Source organism: Bradyrhizobium sp. USDA 327, assembly GCF_041262065.1.
Lineage (GTDB): Bacteria > Pseudomonadota > Alphaproteobacteria > Rhizobiales > Xanthobacteraceae > Bradyrhizobium > Bradyrhizobium liaoningense.
In genome coordinates this window covers 5,778,844-5,797,435 of sequence record NZ_JBGCCW010000001.1, presented here as the reverse complement: position 1 = coordinate 5,797,435, position 18,592 = coordinate 5,778,844, and the positions used below count along the sequence as shown (strand labels likewise).

At 65.7% G+C, this 18,592-nt stretch carries 16 protein-coding genes and 1 pseudogene; 2 read left to right on the top strand and 15 right to left on the bottom strand.

Annotated elements, in window-relative coordinates:
• Window positions 1-97 precede the first annotated feature (97 nt).
• The 6 genes and pseudogenes from ABIA42_RS27375 to ABIA42_RS27350 all read right to left on the bottom strand — a co-directional run bounded on the left by ABIA42_RS27375 (window position 98) and on the right by ABIA42_RS27350 (window position 8,601).
• A complete protein-coding gene (locus tag ABIA42_RS27375; RefSeq protein WP_271531987.1) occupies window positions 98-1,462 on the bottom strand; it encodes a pitrilysin family protein in 1,365 nt (454 codons plus the stop codon).
• Window positions 1,459-2,853: a M16 family metallopeptidase gene (locus ABIA42_RS27370; RefSeq protein WP_370119273.1), complete on the bottom strand. Its 1,395-nt coding sequence runs from the start codon at window positions 2,851-2,853 to the stop codon at window positions 1,459-1,461. Before ABIA42_RS27370 ends, ABIA42_RS27375 begins: the two co-directional genes overlap by 4 nt.
• Before the next feature lie 200 nt (window positions 2,854-3,053).
• A complete protein-coding gene (locus tag ABIA42_RS27365) occupies window positions 3,054-3,776 on the bottom strand; it encodes a hypothetical protein (protein ID WP_370119276.1) in 723 nt (240 codons plus the stop codon).
• 97 nt (window positions 3,777-3,873) lie between these two features.
• The gene (gene lspA / locus ABIA42_RS27360) at window positions 3,874-4,368 is read right to left on the bottom strand and encodes a signal peptidase II (protein WP_370119278.1); all 495 of its coding nucleotides are present in this window, start codon (window positions 4,366-4,368) and stop codon (window positions 3,874-3,876) included.
• 9 nt (window positions 4,369-4,377) lie between these two features.
• Window positions 4,378-7,426: pseudogene (gene ileS, locus ABIA42_RS27355) on the bottom strand (isoleucine--tRNA ligase).
• Between the two features lie 203 nt (window positions 7,427-7,629).
• Complete coding sequence (locus tag ABIA42_RS27350) at window positions 7,630-8,601, bottom strand: bifunctional riboflavin kinase/FAD synthetase (protein ID WP_370143673.1); 972 nt, start codon at window positions 8,599-8,601, stop codon at window positions 7,630-7,632.
• Between the two features lie 230 nt (window positions 8,602-8,831).
• Between ABIA42_RS27350 and ABIA42_RS27345 the strand changes: the two genes are divergently transcribed.
• Window positions 8,832-9,227 carry a response regulator gene (locus ABIA42_RS27345; protein WP_008567674.1) on the top strand — a complete coding sequence of 132 codons (396 nt, stop codon included), beginning with the start codon at window positions 8,832-8,834 and terminating at the stop codon, window positions 9,225-9,227.
• 139 nt (window positions 9,228-9,366) lie between these two features.
• On the opposite strand, the gene ABIA42_RS27340 is transcribed toward ABIA42_RS27345, so the two are convergent.
• The 3 genes from ABIA42_RS27340 to ABIA42_RS27330 all read right to left on the bottom strand — a co-directional run bounded on the left by ABIA42_RS27340 (window position 9,367) and on the right by ABIA42_RS27330 (window position 13,408).
• Window positions 9,367-10,221: a TIGR01459 family HAD-type hydrolase gene (locus ABIA42_RS27340; RefSeq protein ID WP_271531996.1), complete on the bottom strand. Its 855-nt coding sequence runs from the start codon at window positions 10,219-10,221 to the stop codon at window positions 9,367-9,369.
• A gap of 15 nt (window positions 10,222-10,236) precedes the next feature.
• Window positions 10,237-11,703, bottom strand: a complete 1,467-nt coding sequence (locus ABIA42_RS27335) for an EAL domain-containing protein (protein WP_370119283.1) — start codon at window positions 11,701-11,703, stop codon at window positions 10,237-10,239.
• A 142-nt stretch (window positions 11,704-11,845) separates the two neighbouring features.
• Window positions 11,846-13,408 carry a winged helix-turn-helix domain-containing tetratricopeptide repeat protein gene (locus ABIA42_RS27330; protein ID WP_370119286.1) on the bottom strand — a complete coding sequence of 521 codons (1,563 nt, stop codon included), beginning with the start codon at window positions 13,406-13,408 and terminating at the stop codon, window positions 11,846-11,848.
• Window positions 13,409-13,530: 122 nt separating this feature from the next.
• Between ABIA42_RS27330 and ABIA42_RS27325 the strand changes: the two genes are divergently transcribed.
• The gene (locus ABIA42_RS27325) at window positions 13,531-14,370 is read left to right on the top strand and encodes a class I SAM-dependent methyltransferase (protein ID WP_271532001.1); all 840 of its coding nucleotides are present in this window, start codon (window positions 13,531-13,533) and stop codon (window positions 14,368-14,370) included.
• A gap of 45 nt (window positions 14,371-14,415) precedes the next feature.
• Here ABIA42_RS27325 and ABIA42_RS27320 read toward each other — a convergent pair whose 3' ends face one another.
• From ABIA42_RS27320 to pgsA, 6 genes are all read right to left on the bottom strand, one after another.
• Window positions 14,416-15,546 (bottom strand): YihY/virulence factor BrkB family protein, encoded by a 1,131-nt coding sequence (locus ABIA42_RS27320; protein WP_370119289.1) that lies wholly within the window; start codon window positions 15,544-15,546, stop codon window positions 14,416-14,418.
• Window positions 15,546-16,148: a phage holin family protein gene (locus tag ABIA42_RS27315; RefSeq protein WP_271532004.1), complete on the bottom strand. Its 603-nt coding sequence runs from the start codon at window positions 16,146-16,148 to the stop codon at window positions 15,546-15,548. The genes ABIA42_RS27320 and ABIA42_RS27315 overlap by 1 nt, the downstream gene beginning before the upstream one ends.
• A gap of 91 nt (window positions 16,149-16,239) precedes the next feature.
• Window positions 16,240-17,199 carry a 50S ribosomal protein L3 N(5)-glutamine methyltransferase gene (prmB, locus tag ABIA42_RS27310; protein ID WP_271532006.1) on the bottom strand — a complete coding sequence of 320 codons (960 nt, stop codon included), beginning with the start codon at window positions 17,197-17,199 and terminating at the stop codon, window positions 16,240-16,242.
• Complete coding sequence (locus tag ABIA42_RS27305) at window positions 17,199-17,666, bottom strand: molybdenum cofactor biosynthesis protein MoaE (protein ID WP_271532008.1); 468 nt, start codon at window positions 17,664-17,666, stop codon at window positions 17,199-17,201. The genes prmB and ABIA42_RS27305 overlap by 1 nt, the downstream gene beginning before the upstream one ends.
• Window positions 17,667-17,670: 4 nt before the next feature.
• Window positions 17,671-17,922: a molybdopterin converting factor subunit 1 gene (gene moaD, locus ABIA42_RS27300; protein ID WP_194391510.1), complete on the bottom strand. Its 252-nt coding sequence runs from the start codon at window positions 17,920-17,922 to the stop codon at window positions 17,671-17,673.
• Entirely contained in the window at window positions 17,919-18,536 is a 618-nt protein-coding gene (gene pgsA, locus ABIA42_RS27295) for a CDP-diacylglycerol--glycerol-3-phosphate 3-phosphatidyltransferase (protein WP_271532012.1), read from the bottom strand. Before pgsA ends, moaD begins: the two co-directional genes overlap by 4 nt.
• Window positions 18,537-18,592: the final 56 nt, after the last annotated feature.

Below are 18,592 nucleotides of genomic sequence, written 5' to 3'. Positions count from 1 at the left end.
TGGACATATCGCGGACATTCAGGTTCGGCAATGGTGCTCCTACAAACGCAAATGGCCGGGCAGGGCCCGGCCATTCAGGACGCGCAAGGAGAAGAGATCAGTTCGACTTCGGCGTCGCAGCCGCGGGTTGGGCCGCGGCCTGCGGGGCGCGGCCGACAATGACGGTCAGCAGCCCCTGGCCCCAGAGGCGCTTGGCGGCCGCCTTGGCGTCGTCCAGCGTCACGGCGTCGACGATGGCGTTGCGCTTCTCGATATAGTCGATCGGCAGCTTGTCCTGCTGATACTGCAGCAGCGCCTGTGCCAGCTTGGAAGAGGTGTCGAGCGCCAGCATCTGCGAGCCCTTGAGGTAGGACTTGGCCTCGTCGAGCTCCTTCTGCGTCGGGCCCTCCTCGGCCATGCGGCGCACCTCCTTCTCGATGGCGTCGATGGTGTCGCCGGCGCGGTCGGCGCGCGTGCCGGTGTTGCCGATGAAGATCGCCGAATGCTCCATCCAGAGCAGCGATTCGAACACCGAATAGGCCAGCCCGCGCTTCTCGCGGACCTCGCGATAGAGCCGGGAGGACAATCCGCCGCCGCCGAGGATGTGGTTGACGACATAGGCCGCCATGAAGTTCGGATCGCTGCGCTTCACCCCGGGGCCGCCGAAGGTGATCACGGTTTGCGGCACGTCGAGCGTCACGAAGGTGCGTTGCGGCGGCTTCGCAGCCTCGACGTCGGGAACCGGCGTCAGATTGGCCTTGGCAGGCAGGCTGCCGAATGTGTGGTCGAGCAGCTTGCCCAGGGTCGCCGGATCGACGTCGCCGACGACCGCGATCTTCAGCCCGTCCTTGGCGAGGACGCGGCCGACATAGTCCCTCATGTCGGCGACCGTGATGGTCGGCACGCTGTCGAGGTTGCCGTTGGTCTGCCGGCCGTAAGGATGCTCGCCGAAGGCGACTTCCAGGAACTTGCGGCTCGCCAGCGAGGTCGGGTTGGTGGTCTCGCGGCGCAGGCCCGAGATGACTTGCGAGCGGATGCGTTCGACGTCGGCGGTGTTGAAATGCGGCGAGGTCAGCGCGCCCCTGAGCAGGTCGAAGGCCTCGTCCTTGTTGTCGCGCAGCATGCGCAGGCTGCCGCGAAACGTATCGCGGGTGGCGTTGAAGGAGAGCTCGATGGCACGGCGGTCGAGCCGCTCATGGAACGTCTTGGAGTCGAGATCGCCGGAGCCTTCGTCGAGGAGATCGCCGACCAGATTGGCGACGCCCGGCTTGTCCTTTGGGTCCTGCGACGAGCCGCCGGCGAAGGAATATTCCATCGCGATCAGCGGCACGGTCGCGTCCTGCACGAACCAGGCTTCGATGCCGCCGGGCGAGATCAGGTGCTGGATTTTTGCAGCGGCATGTGACGGCGAGATTGCGGCGAGCGCGAACGTCGCGCCGGTGGCAAGGGAGAATGCAACGCGTCGAAAGAAGGGATAGGTCACGAACGCTTCTCCTCGCGCTTGGCGGCAGCGGTGTCCTTGATCAGATAGCCCGTCACCGAGCGCTTCTTCTCGAGCCATTTCTGCGCGACGGCGCGAACCTGCTCGGCGGTGACGGCGCGGATACGGTCGGGCCAGCTCCTGATGTCCTCGATCGACAGGCCCGTGGTCAGCGCGCCGCCGTACCAGCGCGCCAGCACCGCCTGGTTGTCCTGGGCATAGATCGCCTCGGCGATGAGCTGGGTCTTCACGCGTTCCAGATCCTCGGCGCGGATCGGGTTCTGTGCAACGCTGGCAATGACGCCGTCGACCGCCTGCTCCACTTCTGCGAAGCTGACGCCGGACCTCGGCGCGGCCGAGATCGCGAACTGGGTCGGGTCGAGCGAGATGCTCGAATAGCTGGCGTTGGCGGAAACCGCGAGCGGCTTGTCGACGACGAGCGCGCGGTAGAGATAGGAATTGCTGCCGCTGCCCATCAGCTGCGCCAGCACGTCGAGGGCCGCGCTCTCGCCGGCTGCCGCCGTGGTCGCGGAGGGCACCAGATAGTAGCGCCGCATGCTCGGCTGCTCGACGCGCGGGTCGGCCAGCGTGACCGTGCGCGGGGCGGCGGGCTCCGGCTCCTGCGGACGGACGCGGCGTGCCGGGATGGCGGGCTGCGCCGGGATGGAGCCGAAATTGCGTTCGACCAGCGGGCGGATTTCGGCGGCGTCGACGTCACCGGCGATCACCAGGATCGCGTTGTTCGGCGCATAGAAGCGGCGATAGAAGGCAAGCGCATCCTCGCGATCGAGCTTTTCGATCTCCTGATGCCAGCCGATCACCGGACGCCCGTAGGGATGGTTGAGATAGAGCGCGGCCATGATCTGCTCGTTCAGCCGCGCATCCGGATTGTTGGCGACGCGCATGTTGTACTCTTCGAGCACGACGTCGCGCTCGGGCAGCACGTTCTCGTCCTTGAGGACGAGGCCTGTCATGCGGTCGGCCTCGAACTCCATCATGGTCGGCAACTGCTCTTTCGGCACACGTTGGTAGTAATTGGTGTAGTCGACCGAGGTCGAGGCGTTCTCGTTGCCGCCGACGCGAAGCACGGTCTGGGAAAATTCTCCGGCCGGATGCTTCGAGGTGCCCTTGAACATCAGGTGTTCGAGGAAGTGCGCGAGCCCGGATTTGCCTGGCGTCTCGTCCGCCGAGCCGACCTTGTACCAGATCATCTCGGTGACGACGGGCGTGCGGTGATCGGGGATTACCACCACCTGCATGCCGTTGCTGAGCGTGAAGCTGGCTGGCGGAGCCGAAGTTACCGTGGTCTGGGCGAGGGACGTGCCGGCTGAGAGGACACTCGTCGAAAGCAGCGCGGCAAGGAGGCAGGCAGCCGATCGGTAAGAGGACATCATGATCCTTTTGAAAGGCCGAGCCCGGATGTCCGGCTCGGAGGCACGGCATGCTACACCGTGCGGCTGAGGCTTCGCGTCACGAAGCAGAGAACGCATCTCGTAGGCAAGTTACTGATAGGCAATTTACGGCTGCGCCGGGCGCGCAGGGAGGCGCCGGCGCCGGCCTCGCTTTTGTCAGGATGTCGCAGTGGACAGGAACGCTATTGTTCCTTCTCCTTGCCGGACATGATGTCGTAATACATCCGCCGTGACTTGTCCGGCCCGGCGCCATAGGCGTAGTTCGGCGACGGCGTCTGGTAGCCCGGCGGCGGCTCGACCAGCGACTGGCGCGGCGGCTCCGACGTGAACTCCTTGGACTCGGAGCTGTTGCCGCCCTTCATCATGTTCCACAGACCGCCGGTGAAACCGAGTTCGGCGGGGCTCAGCGAGGGGTTGCCGTTGGTGCCCGGCTGAATCGGATCGTTGCTGGTGCGAGGCGCTGCCGCGACCTGGCCGGCCTTCATCTCGGCAGGGGTCAGCGGCTGGGCCGCCTGCCAGCTTTCCTGCACCTTGTTGGCCTTCTTGCGCGCGGCGATGGCTTCCTTGCGGCGCTTTTCTTCGGGGTCCTTGGGCCAGTTCGGCGCGGCCTTGGCTTCGGTCGCAGGCGGCGGCAGATCGAGCTTGGGCGGCACGACCAGCGGCGAGCGCTCGCGGTATTCGATACCCTTCTTTTCCATGCTCTTGGCGCCGATGCCGGACATCAGATTGTCGATGAGCCTCTCTTCGAAGGTCATATCGTCTTCCTCGTCGTCGTCACCGGCGCGGGCCGCGCCGGTCGACATGATGAGACCGATGCCAAGTGCGACAGCGGACAATTTCAATGCCCGCCAGAGCCCCCACCGGGGGTCTCGCACCATCGAATCGCTGGTCATCGCGCTGCGCATTACTTTACCTGTTCCATATTGTGGCAGATCGCCGCGCGGACGCGGCTCTCATCCTCGCAAAGGCCGGGTTCCACCGCCGGGTCCGTATCGGCCGGGATCAGGGCGCTTTTGCGGCGGGTACCCCCAAGAAGGAATCATACAATAGCGCCGCCACCCCAGCAACGATGGCCACGTCCGCGAGGTTAAACACATACCAATTATAGGTTTTTCCGGCGATCTCGACGTGGAGCAGGGCGAAATCCACCACGGCGCCATAGGCCAGGCGGTCGATGCCGTTACCGATGGCGCCGCCGATGATCAGGCCAAGCGCGATCGTAGCCAGCACCGTGTGCGAGCGGGCCATCCAGATCGCCAGCGCCACCACCGCGATACCTTTGACGGCCATCAGCGCGAGCTGCGCTGCCTGGCTGTCGTTCTGGAGCCAGCCGAAGCTGATTCCGATGTTCCAGGCCAGCACCAGGTCGAGGAATGGCGTCACCCGAACCGCGCCGCGATGGGCGAGGTCGAACACGTTCAGGAGCCACAGCTTCGAGGCCTGGTCGGCCACGAGTGTGACCAGGGCTGAGAGGATGCCGGCGCGGAACGGGGTCATGGTCCGGGATCAGACGCTCACCCCCAGCGCCTTCCATTCGCGCAGCGCCTTCGCGTCGCGCGGGGTGACGTCGGGGTATTCAGGGTCTTCGCCGACCATCGGCGAAATCTTCCAGGAGCGGGCGCATTTGGTGCCGACCGCCTTCTCCACCACGACCGCAACGCCGGGCACGGCATCGAGACGGAACGCCGAGGCCGGCGCCTCGCCCTCCCGCACCTCGTAGTTCGAGGTGATGCAGATCTCGGCGAGATCGGTGTCGAACAGCGTCATCAGCATGTCGCGGTCGGCGACATAGATCACCGCGGCGAGGCTTCGAGCGAGGACCCGATGTTCTTGGCGGCGCGTTCGAGCTCGAGCGCCCCGGTGACGACGCGGCGAACGTTGCGGATCGTCTCCCATTTTGCGGCGAGCCTGTCGTCGCGCAGGTCTTCGAGATCGGTGGGGAACAGCGTCAGATGCACGGACGGCTCTGCGTCGGGCCGGTACATGCGCCAGCCTTCCTCCGCGGTGAAGCTGAGGATCGGCGCCAGCCATTTCAGGATCGAGGCGCACAACAGGTCGATGGTCGTCAGCGCCGCCTTGCGCGTCAGCGAAGAGGGCGGATCGCAATAGAGCGTGTCCTTGCGGATGTCGAAGTAGAACGCGGAGAGCTCGCTGTTCAGGAAGGCGGACAGGATCGCGACCACGCTCTTGTAGTCGAACTCCCGATAGGCCTTGCCGATCGCGGCGGCGCGCACCGCGAGCTCGTGCAGCATCAGGCGCTCCAGCTCGGGCATCTCGGCGGGCGCGACGGCGTCGGCCGGCGCTTGTAGTGATGCAGGGTGCCCAGCATCCAGCGCACGGTGTTGCGCAGCTTGCGATAGGTCTCGACGGTGTTCTTCAGGATCTCGGGGCCGATGCGCTGGTCGTCGGTGTAGTCGCTGGATGCGACCCAGAGCCTCAAGATGTCGGCGCCGGACTCCTTGATGACGGCCTGCGGCTCGATGGTGTTGCCGAGCGATTTCGACATCTTGCGGCCGTCCTCGGCCTGGGTGAAGCCGTGGGTCAGCACGATGTCGTAGGGCGCGCGTCCGCGCGTGCCGCAGCTTTCCAGCAGCGAGGAGTGGAACCAGCCGCGGTGCTGGTCCGAGCCTTCCAGATACATCACCGTGTCGGTGCCGCCGTCGACCTTGCGCTTGATGCCGGCGAGGCCCGGGAAATGCACGGGGTCTTCGAGCACGAAGGCGTGGGTCGAGCCGGAATCGAACCAGACGTCGAGGATGTCGTCGACCTTCTGCCAGTCTTCGTTCGCGCGGGTCCCGAGGAAGCGCTCGCGCGCTCCCTTCGCGTACCATGCGTCGGCGCCTTCTTTCTCGAACGCTTCACCGATGCGCGCATTGACGGCCTCGTCCTGGAGGATTTCGGCGGAGCCGTCGCCCTTCTCGCGCACGAACACGGCGATCGGCACGCCCCAGGCGCGCTGGCGCGAGATCACCCAGTCCGGCCGCGCCTCGATCATTCCGTTGATGCGGTTCTCGCCCGATGGCGGCACCCATTGTGTCACCGAGATCGCGTGCAGCGCGCGGGCGCGCAGCGTGTCGCCGCTCTTCGTCTTGCCGCCCATCGCGATGTCCGTAGCCCCGGCTTTGCCCGGGGCGTCCACAATCGGCTTGTCCATCGCGATGAACCATTGCGGCGTATTGCGGAAGATCACCGGCTTCTTGGATCGCCAGGAGTGCGGGTATTGATGTTTCAGCCGGCCGCGCGCGAGCAGCATGCCTCTGTCGACGAGCGCCTTGATCACGGCCTCGTTGGCATCGCCCTTCTCGCCCTTGTCGTTGATGACGCGCTTGCCGGCAAAACCCGGCGCATGATCGGTGTAGGCGCCGTTCTCGTCGACGGTGTAGGGGATCGCGGTGTTGATGCCGCGCGCATCGAGATCGCGCGCCTGCGCCGTCCAGACATCGAAGTCCTCGCGGCCATGGCCGGGCGCCGTGTGTACGAAGCCGGTGCCGGTGTCATCGGTGACATGGTCGCCGGGCAGCAGCGGCACGACGAAGTCATAGCCGCCGCCAAGGCCCTTCAGCGGATGAGCGCATTCGATCGCGTCCATGGTGTCGCCGGGGACCTCGCGGACCTTCTCAAAAGCCGTCACGCGCGCCTGCTTGAAGACTTCTTCCGCGAGCGCGTCGGCGAGGATCAGGAGATCGCCGGTCTTGGCCCAATTGTCGGCGGGCGCCTCCGTCACCTTGTAGAGGCCGTAGGCGATCTTCGGCGAGAACGAGATGGCGCGGTTGCCGGGCAGCGTCCATGGCGTGGTGGTCCAGATCACGATGCTTGCGGAGGCGAGCGCACCGTGCGCGGGCGAGGTCACCGGGAATTTCACCCACACCGTATCGGAGGTGTGGTCCTCGTACTCCACTTCGGCTTCGGCCAGCGCGGTCTTCTCGACCACGCTCCACATCACCGGCTTGGAGCCGCGATAGAGCGTGCCGTTGGCGGCGAACTTCATCAGCTCCCGTGCGATCTGGGCTTCGGCGGGATAGCTCATGGTGGCGTAGGGATGGTCCCAGTCGCCGATCACCCCCAGGCGCTTGAACTCCTCGCGCTGGACGCCGAGCCAGTGCGTGGCATAGGCGCGGCACTCTTTCCGGAAATCGATCATTGCAGCGCTGTCGCGGAAGTCGGGCTTCTGCTTGCCCTTCTTGCGGTAGTGCTCCTCCTCGACCTTCCACTCGATCGGCAGGCCGTGGCAGTCCCAGCCCGGCACGTAGTTGGAGTCGAAGCCGAGCATCTGCTGGCTCTTGGTGACGAGATCCTTCAGGATCTTGTTCAGCGCCGTGCCGATATGGATGTTGCCGTTGGCGTAGGGCGGGCCGTCATGCAGCACGAACTTGGCGCGGCCCTTCGCAGCTTGGCGCAGCTTTTCGTAGAGGCCGATCTCGTACCAGCGCTTGAGGATCTCCGGCTCGCGCTGCGGCAGGCCGGCACGCATCGGGAATTCGGTCTGCGGCAGGAATAGGGTTTTCGAATAGTCTTTGGCTTCAGACTTTTGGGACTTCTGCGGCTTTTCGGACATGAGGCTGACTGGCTCGGAAGGGCGCGGGAACGGATGGCGATGCGGAATCGCGGGAGTGAAACGACAAAATCCCGGTCTTGCGCCGAGCCAAAGGCTCAGGCGGAAGCCGGGCCGCTAATCCCTATGATGCGCCGCGCAAACATGGGCTCTCCATAGCAGGGGGCTAAGGGAAGCGCAAAGGTTCGGGTGGCCCGGTTTCGGGCTCAATCGATCACGCCCAGCCTCGGAAACGCGTCCGGGGCGCCGGCCAGGATGGCGCGGGCGCGGGCGGAATCGTCGTCCATCTGGCGGATCAGGGCCTCCAGGCTGTCGAATTTCAGCTCTTCGCGGATGAAGCCGATGAAGGCGCAGTCGAGCAGCTGCCCGTAGAGGTCGCCCTTGAAGTCGAACAGGAAGATCTCCAGGAGCGGGGCGCCATTGTCGAAGGTCGGACGGCGGCCGAAGCTGGCCACCCCGTCCAGACGTTCGGCACCGCGGCCGACCCGCACCGCGTAGATGCCGTGCTTGAGCCCGCAATTGGCGTCCAGGCGAATGTTGGCGGTGGGATAGCCGAGGTTGCGGCCGCGCTTTTCGCCATGGATGACCTCGCCCGTAATGAACCAGGGTGCGCCCAGCATGGTGGTCGCGTCGTCGAGCTGGCCCTCGGCGAGGGCGATCCGGATCGCGCTGGAGGAGACGGGCCGCTCGTCGATATCGACATGCGGTTGCACGTCGACCTCGATGCCGAGCCGCGGCGCCTCGTTGACGAGAAGGCCCGGCGAGCCGACCCGCCCCTTGCCGAAATGGAAGTCGTAACCGACCGCGATGCCGCTGACGCCGAGGCGCCCGATCAGGTCATGGTGAATGAAATCTTGCGCGCTGGTTCCGGCACGCGCCTTGTCGAAGGTCATGACCACGGCGCCGGCCAGCCCGGTGCCGGCCAACAGCCGCAGCTTGGCCCGCTCGTCCGTCAGGCGGAATTGCGGGGTGTTGGGGCTGAAAAACCGCCGCGGATGCGGCTCGAAGGTCAATGCCAGTGCAGGGCGGCCATGCGTTCGGCCCATCTCCAGCGCTGCCGCGATCACGGCGCGATGGCCAAGATGAACGCCGTCGAAATTGCCCATGGCGACCACGGCGCCCCTCGGAATCGCGGAATCCGGCGTTGTGTCGCGGATAACGGTAAAAGGCGGAGCCATCAGGGGAAATTCTCGAACCGGGCAGGACCGGCCCGGACCGTGGCGCGACCGGCCTGACGGAGTCAAGCGGGGGGAGCGCAGAGATTGAACACGATTTCAGTCCTTTGGCGATGCCCGCAATTAACGCGCTGTTTAACGCCTTGATGCTAGTCCTTGAGGCGTGGAACTGCCGGGCTCCGGCTTGGCAGGTCTGATCCTAATATTCCTGGGTTTGCGTTGGGGGAGTCGAGATGGCGGTTGATTTGTCGATGCCGGTTCTGGTGGTAGATGACTACAGCACCATGATCCGTATCATCCGGAATCTGCTGAAGCAGCTTGGCTTCGAGAACATCGATGATGCCAGCGACGGTTCGGCAGCGCTGAACAAGATGCGTGGCAAGAAGTACGGGCTCGTGATCTCCGACTGGAACATGGAGCCGATGACGGGTTACGACCTCCTGCGCGAAGTCCGCGCGGATCCGAACCTCGCCACCACGCCTTTCATCATGATCACGGCAGAATCCAAGACCGAGAACGTGATCGCGGCCAAGAAGGCCGGCGTGAACAACTACATCGTCAAGCCGTTCAATGCGGCGACGCTGAAGACCAAGATCGAGGCGGTCTTCCCGGACATGGCGAGCGCGTAAGCGCTTTGGTGTCCCGGACAAGGAGCGGCACGCCAGTGACGCGACGCTGAGCCGGGACCCAGTCTATCCACGATATCACTTGCGGCTTCTGGACCCCGGCTCTGCAGCGCTTCGCGCTGCGTCCGGGGCACAGCATTTTCTACCACTTCAATTCGCGCATCAGCGCCTTCGGCGGGTGGCCGAACAATTCCATGACCGACGTCGGGTCGAGCTGGTCAAGACCCTCGAACTCCTCGGCATGGATGCCGCGGGTCACGAACAGGCAGTCGATGCCGAATTCGCGCGCGCCGGTCAGGTCGGTGCGGACGGAATCCCCGATCGCCAGCACCTTCTTGCGGTCGATCTGGTTGCCCTGGCGTTCCCCGGCGAGTGCCATGGCGCGCTCGTAGATCGGCCGGTGCGGCTTGCCGTAGAAGATCACCTCGCCGCCGAGCTCGCGGTAGAGCTCCGCGATCGCGCCGGCGCAATAGATCAGCCGGTCGCCGCGTTCCACCACGATGTCGGGGTTGGCGCAGACCAGCGTCAGCTTGCGCTCGCGTGCCTTCAGCATCATGCCGCGATAGTCTTCCGCCGTCTCGGTCTCGTCGTCATAGAGGCCCGTGCAGACGATGTAGTCGGCTTCCTCCAGCGGCGCGGTCACCGCATCGAGGCCGCGGTAGATCGAGTTGTCGCGCTCGGGGCCGAGCCAGAACATCTTGCGGCCGGGATGCTCGGCGACATAGAGCCTTGTCAGGTCGCCTGAAGATACGATCGCGTCATAGGTCTCATCGGGGACACCGAGCTTGCGCAATTGCCGCTGCACGGAGTCGGCCGGGCGCGGCGCGTTGGTGATCAGGATCACCGTACCGCCGCGGCTGCGATAGGTGTGCAGCGCCTCGCAGGCTTCGGGGAAGGATTCCAGCCCGTTATGGACCACGCCCCAGATGTCGCTGAGCACGACGTCCACACCGCCCACGAGCTCGCGCAGGCCTTCGGCAAAATGCAGCGTGGTCATGATCTGCGCGGCCGATCAGATGCGGCGCGCGAGCGCCGCGTTGCCGGTGATGCGTTGTGGCGGAGGCGCAGAAGACGTCGCGCCTGAGCTGGGTGTGCCGGAGCCATGAGGTCCCTGAATGTCTTTCGTCTGGTTCGGCGGGGCCCCGGCGGTAGCAGATGCCCCCTCCGGCCGCAATGGCCGCGGCGGCGCGAACAGGAACCCCTGTCCGAAGCGCACATCGTAGTCGAGCAGGTCGACCACCGCGCGCTCGCCTTCGATCCGCTCGGCGATCAGGTCGATGCCGAAGCGGCCGAGCAGGTCGGAGAGATCGGAGGGGTGGATGTCCGAGGTCGAGGCCTGCCTGGGATCGAGCAGCAGCGTGGCCGGCACCTTGATGAAGCGTACCCCGCGATCGGCCAGTTCGCGCGGCTCGATGCGCAGATCCGTGACATGGTCGATCGAGAAACGGAAGCCGCGCTGGGCGAGCGCCGCGAGATTCTCGGTCTCGGCGGGGCCGAGATTGCGGAACGTCGACTGCTTGAACTCCAGCACCAGGGAGGGCGCCAGCGCCCGGTTGGCTTCGAGGAAGTCGAGGCATTGCGCGAAGGTGGTGGAATTGCCGAGCGTGGAGGCTGCGAGGTTGCAGAACACGCCGACGTCCTTGTTGCGCACCATCAGGCGCCGCAGCACCTGCACGCAGCGCAGCATCACCATGTTGTCGATGCGCCCGATCAGGCCGGAGGCTTCCGCGATGCTGATGAACTCCTCGGCGGTGATCAGCTGGTCACGCTCGTCGCGCAGGCGCGTCACCGCCTCGTAGAACCGCACCTTGCGCTGCGGCAGCGTCACCATCGGCTGCAGGAATATGTCGATGCGGTTCTCGTCGATTGCATTGCGCAGCGTCGCCAGCAACTGGGTCTGGCTGCGTCCGTTGCCGGTCTGAACCGGGGTGGCGGGCTGGGCCTGGACCGCCGGTGCCGGCCGGGGCGGCGCGGGCAGCGGGGGAGCGGCGACCGGCTTCTCCTCGAAGGGGGCAGCCAGATCGATCGGCGTCTCCGGCTCAGACCTCGTGACCGGGGCGGGAGCCGGCGCGTTGCCGGCCAGCAGATCCTCATGGGCCGACACGGTGGTGGCAAGCTGCCTGACCAATCCGCCGAGTTCGTTGATCTCGCCGATGACCGACTGGACGCGGTCGGAGTTGGCCGAATTGGACGAGGCGATGCGGCCCTCGATCGCGGCAAGCCGGCGCCCGAACTCGGCCACCTGGCGGGCGAGGTCGGCGGTGCCCCGCGAGAGGTCGGCGATCTGGCCGCCGACGTCGCTGCGGTCGCGCAGCCGCATCGACACCGCATTGTAGAGGATCAGGAACGTCAGCGCCGTCAGCGCGACGATGGCCGATTCCGTTCCGCTGATGCCGGCGACCGAATACAGCACGAGCCCGAGCGAGGCCGCGACCAGGACCATGCAGATGGCGATGAAGATCGTCGAAATGCGAATCATGCCGCGCGTTATGCCTCAAGAGCTGACTGCCTCACCGGGAAAACACGGGTCGCGCTCCAACCCGTCACGCCTCATGCTCCCCCAAGCAATGCGTGACCCTAGCATCATTGTTGATTCGAGGGGATAGCGACTGTCTTGCGGCCTATGTCAGGCCCGCCCGGCGAAAGCCTTCGAGGTAGCGGTCGCGGTCAGGGGCGAGCTTGATCGGCATGAACTCGGCGATCCAGGCGAGCGAGACGTTCGGCTGGGCGCGGCGGAGTTCCTTCAGGGCCGCATGGGCCATCTCCATCTGCCCGTCCATGCCGGCGGCCGCGGTCACCACCCGGTGTGCGCCGACGAAGTCGCTGCGCTGGCGCAAGGCCTCCTGCGCAAGCCGGATCGCCTCAGCATAGTCACCGCCAAGGAAGCGGGCATAGGCGGCGATGCCGAAATAGACCGGCGCATATGGGTCGCGCGGGCTGAGGCGGATCGCCCGGCGCGCGGCCTCTTCGGCATCCTGCCAGCGGCCACAATAGCTCAGCGCCAGCCCATGGTAGCCCTGGGCCAGCGCGAAGTTCGGATTGAGCCGTAACGCCGCCTCGAACTCGGCCAGCGAATGCTCGAACCGGCGTGCGAACAGATGCACATGGCCCAGTGCGTTGTGCGCCCAGGCGTCCTCGTCATCGGCGCGGATCGCCGCCCGCGCTGCGCGCTCGGCGAGGAATACCGCCGCGGCCATCTCCATCCAGCCCATATGCGCCGTGAACATATAGCTGGTGCCGAGCAGGCCGAGCGCCTTGCCGTAGTTTGGATCGAGCGAGATGGCCTTTTCGAGCAGCGCTTGTGCGACGACATGATCCTGCCGCGTCACCCGCCAGTAATGCGAGAGCGCGCGCATCACGAGGTCCCAGGCGTCCATGCTGTCGGGCGGCTTGCGTTCCGCGTGAAAACTCTCCGCGGCATAGAGCTGCGGCTCGATGGCGGCAACGATGCGTTCGGTGATCTCGTCCTGCACCGCGAAGACGTCGGCGAGTTCGCGATCATAGCGTTCGGCCCAGAGATGGCTGCCGCTGGCGACGTCGTTGAGCTGCGCGGTGATGCGGACGCGATCGCCGTCCTTGCGGACGCTGCCTTCAACGACATAGCGCACGCCGAGCTCTTCGGCGATCCGGCGGAGGTGAACTGCGCGACCCTTGTAGATGAAGGAGGAGTTGCGCGCGATGACGAAGAACCAGCGCAGCTTCGAAAGCGCGGTGATGATATCCTCGCTGATGCCGTCGGAGAAATAATCCTGCTCGGCCTCGCCGCTCATATTGGTGAAGGGCAGCACCGCGATCCCGGGACGGTCGGGAAGTGGCAGCCCTGTTGGAGCTGCCTCGGACGGCGGGCTCGCAGCAGCCGGTCTCGCGGCGGCGGAGAGTTCGGACACCTCGCCGATGAAGCGCACGCCCTTGCGCGCGACCGTGCGGATCAGCCGCTGCGCCTCGCCGGAATCGCCGACCGCACGGCGCGCCGCGTTGATCCGGCTGGTTAGCGTCGAGTCCGAAACAATGCGGCCGTTCCAGACCGCGTCGAGCAGGTTGTCCCGTGTCACCACGCGGTCGCGGTTGCGGACGAGGTGGGTCAGGAGATCAAACACCTGGGGTTCGAGCGCGACGAGCGTGTCCGCGTGCCGCAATTCGCGGCGCTCGGGATCGAGCAGGAAATCCTCAAACTGAAATGTCACGCGTTCTCCTCGGCTCCCGTCGGGAAATCAAGGCGTTCTCAGCGTAAAATAACGCCGCTCTCAAGGCCAGCGGGCCGCATGCGCCCTATCGTCCCGGCGTTTTCAACCGCAGGAGATTGCCCATGTCGACATCCGCAGCGCTGAAGCCAACCGTAGCCCAACCTGATCTTGCCGCCGTCAAGCAGCGCCAGCACGGCGCCTGGTCGTCGGGCGACTATGCCGTTGTCGGCACCACCTTGCAGATCGTCGGCGAACAGCTCTGTGAGGCAATCGACTTGCGCGCCGGCAGCAAGGTGCTCGACGTCGCCGCCGGCAACGGCAATGCGACGCTGGCCGCGGCGCGGCGCTGGTGTGACGTCACATCTACCGACTACGTGCCGGCATTGCTCAAGCGCGGGCGCGAGCGCGCGGCGGCCGAACACCTCATGGTCGAGTTCCGCGAGGCGGATGCCGAAGCGTTGCCGTTTGCCGATGCCAGCTACGACGTCGTGCTCTCGACCTTCGGCGTGATGTTCACGCCGGATCAGGACAAGGCCGCCTCCGAGCTCGCGCGGGTCTGCAGATCCGGCGGCAAAATCGGCCTCGCCAACTGGACGCCACAAGGTTTCATCGGCCAGCTGTTCAAGACGATCGGCAAGCATTTGCCGCCGCCGGCGGGGGTGAAGTCTCCGGCGCTGTGGGGCACGGCTGCGCGGCTGGACGAGATGTTCGGAAGCCAGGCTTCCGAGATTGTCGCCGAGCCACGCATGTTCGTGTTCCGCTATCGCTCGCCGGACCACTGGCTCGACATCTTCAAGACCTTCTACGGGCCTACGCTGAAGGCGTTTGCCGCGCTCGACGAGAACGGCCAGGCCGCGCTGAAGCGCGATCTGCTGGCGCTGCTCGGGGAGTTCAACCACGCCGACGACGGCACGATCGTGGTGCACAGCGAATATCTGGAAGCCGTGATCACCAAGCGCTGATAGTCCGAGATGCGGTCGGGCCGGCTCCGGCCTGACCGCCACCGGTCAAAATGGCGCGGTGGCGCCGACCGTGTCGGCCGAGACGGCTTCGCGGCTGCCGAGCGGTTTTGGTCGCCCGGTGGTCGTGTCGCGCAGCGTCTGCCGCTCGATCTCCGAATTCAGCTCGGCGCCGAACATGATGACGATCGCCGACATCCACATCCACATCATCAGGCCGATCGCAGCGCCCAGAGAGCCGTAGGTCGCGTTGTAATTGGCGAATTCCGAGAGGTACCAGGAGAGCAGGGCCGAACCGGCGATCCAGAGGATCGCGGCCGTCACGGCGCCGAGGCTCAGCCATTGCCAGCGCGGCGCGTCACGGCTGGGAGCGAAGCGGTAGAGGATGGCGAGTGCGACGAGCAGGATCAGGAACAGGAGCGGCCATCGTGCCAGCGCCACGACCAGCTTGCTTTCAGGCGCCATGCCGAGATGATTGAGCGCAAGCGGGAAGGCGACCACGGCCCCCACCATCAACAGCAGCGCCACGATGCCGCCGACGGTAAATGCCAGCGAGACCATGTTCAGCCGGATGAAGCTGCGCTTCTCGCGTTCCTCATAGGCGACGTTGAGGGCGTCGAGGATCGCCTTGACACCGGCATTGGCGCTCCAGATCGCAAGCAGCAGGCCGAACAGGAACGTGACACCCAGCGTGGTGTTGCCGTTCGACACCACGCGCGCGACCTGATCCTCGACGATCTGGTACGAGCCCTCGGGCAGCATGGTCGCAAGCGTGTGGAGGTTGGCGCTGATCGTCGCCGGATTGGCGAACAGGCCATAGGAGGAGACGAGCGCCGTGACGGCGGGGAAGATGGCGAGCAGCCCGAAGAAGACGACGCCGCCCGCCGTCGCGAGCAGGCGATCGTCGTCGATGCGCTGATAGGTCCGCCAGAAGATATCCTTCCAACCCGCCCAGGGGATCGTGAACGGGCTCTTCGCATGGCGGCCCCGGCCGGGCTGCGTCGCCGCACCGGCCGGGTGCGTTTCCGGTGAATTCGCTTCGCCTTTGCGGTGGTCTTGCGGGGGCCCCGACCGGATCAGGCCCGAGTCCTGAAAGTAGCGCTCCGCCGTCAGCACGAAGACGGCCGTCGCCGCCACCAGCAGCCAGGAATCGATCTGCTCGGAGCGACGCACCAGCATCACGCCTCGAGGCTTTGCCTGTGGCGCCGCCGGCGGACGGCCGTCAGCCCGACCAGGCCGACGGCTGCGAGCATCAGGCCAAGTTGCACGGGGCGGTTGGCGCGGACCGGCCAAGCCTTGCTGTCATAACCTTTGCTGCCATGACCGCGCTCACCCGGCGCTAGCGGCACGAGGGGAATCGTCGTTGCGACCTCCTTCACCGCCTGCTTGACCGTTCCACGTGGGATCCGCGGCGTCGCGATCGCGACGCGCAGACGGCTCGCAAGCGGCACGATCGGCTTGGCCTTGCGTTTCATCTGCGCCATTGCCACCCCGGCACAGACCGCAGCCAGCGCCAGCAGCAGGGCGCCGACGGCACCAAAACCCCAGAATTGGCCGTAACTGATCGCGATCCAGCGGTACAGGGCGATCAGTCCGACGAAAAAAGCTGCGACAACGAACAGGCCCGCGACCGCAAACAGTCCGCCGGCCACCGCGTAGGATGTCACCTTTCCGGTTGCGTGGCTGGTCTGGTCACGCAAATAGGATTGGGCGGCGCGTTTGACGTGATTGAGCTTGAGCGCCATGCCGGCGCGCAGCAGTTCGCCCGATGGCGCGAGCATGCGGACATCCTCCGAGATTGAGAAAATTCCTCGGGGGATGAACGTGGCGGTATTTGACTTGTTCCGACGGAGCGTGATCCGTCGTGCTGAATCAGCCGAGATCGGCGGCTGCGATCCAGAACACCTCGCCCTCGGAATCCTCGGTGTCCAGCCAGAGCAGCGGCAGCTCCGGAAAGGCTTCGTCGACCAGTTCGCGGCCGCGGCCGATCTCGCAGATCAACCCGCCATCCGGCGTCAGGTGATCGGGCGCATCGCGCAGGATGCGGCGCACCACGTCGAGACCATCGGCGCCGCCGTCGAAGGCGAGCTTCGGCTCGGCCCGGCACTCCGGCGGCAACGCCGCCATGCCTTCGGCATCGACGTAAGGCGGATTGGTGATGATCAGGTCGTATCTGTTGTCGCCGAGCGGGGCGAACAGGTCGCCGCGATAGAGGGTGATCCGGTCCTCGAGCCCGTATTCGCCGACATTGCGCGCGGCGACTTCAAGTGCCCCCTTGGAGATGTCGACGGCATCGACGGTGGCGTTCGGGAAATGATGCGCGGCGAGGATGGCGAGGCATCCCGATCCCGTGCAGAGGTCGAGCACGCGCGCGACCGCCGTGGGGTCGTCGATCAGCGAGCCGGCCTCGCCCTCGCTGCCGAAATGCGAATCCAGGAGCTCGCCGATGAAGGAGCGCGGAACGATGACCCGCTCGTCGACATAGAAGGGCAGGCCGCGCATATAGATCTTGTTGACGAGATAGGCGGCCGGTTTGCGTGTGGTGACGCGCTTGTGGATCAGGTCGAGCAGAATCTTGCTCTCGGCGGCCGTGACGCGGGCCTTGGCGAAGGCCTCGAACTGTTCGGGATTGAGATGCAGCGCCTCGCAGACCAGGAAGGCGGCTTCCGCGACTGGATCGGTGGTGCCATGGGCAAAAGCGAGCCTGGCTTCGACGAAGCGGCTCACCGCGTAGCGGACGAAGTCGAGCAGCGTGAGAAGCTCGCCGCGTCCGACTTTCGCAAGCCTCGGCGCGGCGCGGCCGCGCGGGGTTCTCTTGGAGGCTTTTGCCATCAGGATTTCGTCCAGCGCGCGGCCGCTTCGTCGTCGCGGGCGTGGGCCTCGACCCAGCCCGTGCCGGTGGCGCTCTCTTCCTTCTTCCAGAACGGCGCGCTGGTCTTGAGGTAGTCCATCAGGAACTCGGCCGCCTGGAACGCGGCCTGTCGGTGCTGCGAGGCGGTCAGCACCAGCACGATGTTCTGGCCGGGCATGAAGCGGCCGACGCGGTGGATCACCGTGACGCCGTTCAGCGGCCAGCGCGAGGTTGCCTCGTCGACATGGCGCCCGATCTCCTCTTCTGCCATGCCGGGATAATGTTCGAGCGCGAGCGCGGCGACTTTGGCGCTGTCCTCGTCGGCGCGGCAGATGCCGGAGAAGCTCACGACCGCGCCGATGTCAGTGCGGCTGTTCGTCAGGAGCGCGATCTCGCGCGCGATGTCGAAATCGTCTTCCTGGATGCGGATGGTGACGGGGCAGGTCATGAGCCTAGCCGCCGGTCATCGGCGGGAAGAACGCGATCTCGCGGGCGCCCGCGATCGCGGCGTCTGATTTGACGTGGGCGTGGTCGATCGCGGTGCGGATCACCTTTGGCTTCTCGAACGCATACGCATAAGCCTCGCCCTGGCCGGACAGCCAGGCGATCAGATCCTCGACGGTGCGCACGTTCGGGGGCGGCTCGATCGTCTCCTCGGCCTTGCCGACGCGCTCGCGCACCCAGGCGAAATACTTCACCTTCATCCCTCGTCCTCCTTGATGAGGTGATGGATGCCCGCACGGAAATAGTCGTAGCCGGTGTAGATGGTGAGGATCGCCGAGGCCCACAACAGCGCCAGCCCGATCATCGAGACGACGGGCAGCACCTCGTCGCCAGCCGGGCCGGCGAGCAGGAAGCCGATCGCAACCAGCTGGACCGTGGTCTTCCACTTCGCAAGCTTGGTCACGGGCACGCTGACGCGGAGCGCAGCGAGGTATTCGCGCAGGCCCGAGACCAGGATCTCGCGGCACAGGATCACGATGGCGGCCCACAGCGACCAGCCGTGGATGATGCCGTCGGCGGCGAGCATCAGCAGGCAGGAGGCGACCAGCAGCTTGTCGGCGATCGGATCGAGCATCCGGCCGAATGCCGATTGCTGATTCCAGATCCGCGCGTAATAGCCGTCGAGGTAGTCGGTGACCGCAGCCGCAATGAAGATGGCGACCGCGACCCAGCGCAGCCACAGCGGCTGATCCAGGATGGACTGCGCGTAAATGCATCCGACCACGACCGGAATCGCGGCGATCCGGCCATAGGTCAGGATGTTCGGGAGGGACATCGCGCGCCTGGTCGTCCCTCGTGTCGTGGCGATGTTCATCCGTCCTACCAATACCGCTCGGGCCTGAAGGTCAACCGTTCCGCTTCCCAGATGGG

What these genes read in the sequence shown, in the direction of transcription:
- ABIA42_RS27370 (WP_370119273.1), bottom strand. Translation starts at nt 2,853, where the DNA reads ATGATGTCCTCTTACCGATCGGCTGCCTGCCTCCTTGCCGCGCTGCTT.
- ABIA42_RS27365 (WP_370119276.1), bottom strand. Translation starts at nt 3,776, where the DNA reads ATGCGCAGCGCGATGACCAGCGATTCGATGGTGCGAGACCCCCGGTGG.
- lspA (WP_370119278.1), bottom strand. Translation starts at nt 4,368, where the DNA reads ATGACCCCGTTCCGCGCCGGCATCCTCTCAGCCCTGGTCACACTCGTG.
- ABIA42_RS27350 (WP_370143673.1), bottom strand. Translation starts at nt 8,601, where the DNA reads ATGGCTCCGCCTTTTACCGTTATCCGCGACACAACGCCGGATTCCGCG.
- ABIA42_RS27345 (WP_008567674.1), top strand. Translation starts at nt 8,832, where the DNA reads ATGGCGGTTGATTTGTCGATGCCGGTTCTGGTGGTAGATGACTACAGC.
- ABIA42_RS27340 (WP_271531996.1), bottom strand. Translation starts at nt 10,221, where the DNA reads ATGACCACGCTGCATTTTGCCGAAGGCCTGCGCGAGCTCGTGGGCGGT.
- ABIA42_RS27335 (WP_370119283.1), bottom strand. Translation starts at nt 11,703, where the DNA reads ATGATTCGCATTTCGACGATCTTCATCGCCATCTGCATGGTCCTGGTC.
- ABIA42_RS27325 (WP_271532001.1), top strand. Translation starts at nt 13,531, where the DNA reads ATGTCGACATCCGCAGCGCTGAAGCCAACCGTAGCCCAACCTGATCTT.
- ABIA42_RS27320 (WP_370119289.1), bottom strand. Translation starts at nt 15,546, where the DNA reads ATGCTGGTGCGTCGCTCCGAGCAGATCGATTCCTGGCTGCTGGTGGCG.
- ABIA42_RS27315 (WP_271532004.1), bottom strand. Translation starts at nt 16,148, where the DNA reads ATGCTCGCGCCATCGGGCGAACTGCTGCGCGCCGGCATGGCGCTCAAG.
- prmB (WP_271532006.1), bottom strand. Translation starts at nt 17,199, where the DNA reads ATGGCAAAAGCCTCCAAGAGAACCCCGCGCGGCCGCGCCGCGCCGAGG.
- ABIA42_RS27305 (WP_271532008.1), bottom strand. Translation starts at nt 17,666, where the DNA reads ATGACCTGCCCCGTCACCATCCGCATCCAGGAAGACGATTTCGACATC.
- moaD (WP_194391510.1), bottom strand. Translation starts at nt 17,922, where the DNA reads ATGAAGGTGAAGTATTTCGCCTGGGTGCGCGAGCGCGTCGGCAAGGCC.
- pgsA (WP_271532012.1), bottom strand. Translation starts at nt 18,536, where the DNA reads ATGAACATCGCCACGACACGAGGGACGACCAGGCGCGCGATGTCCCTC.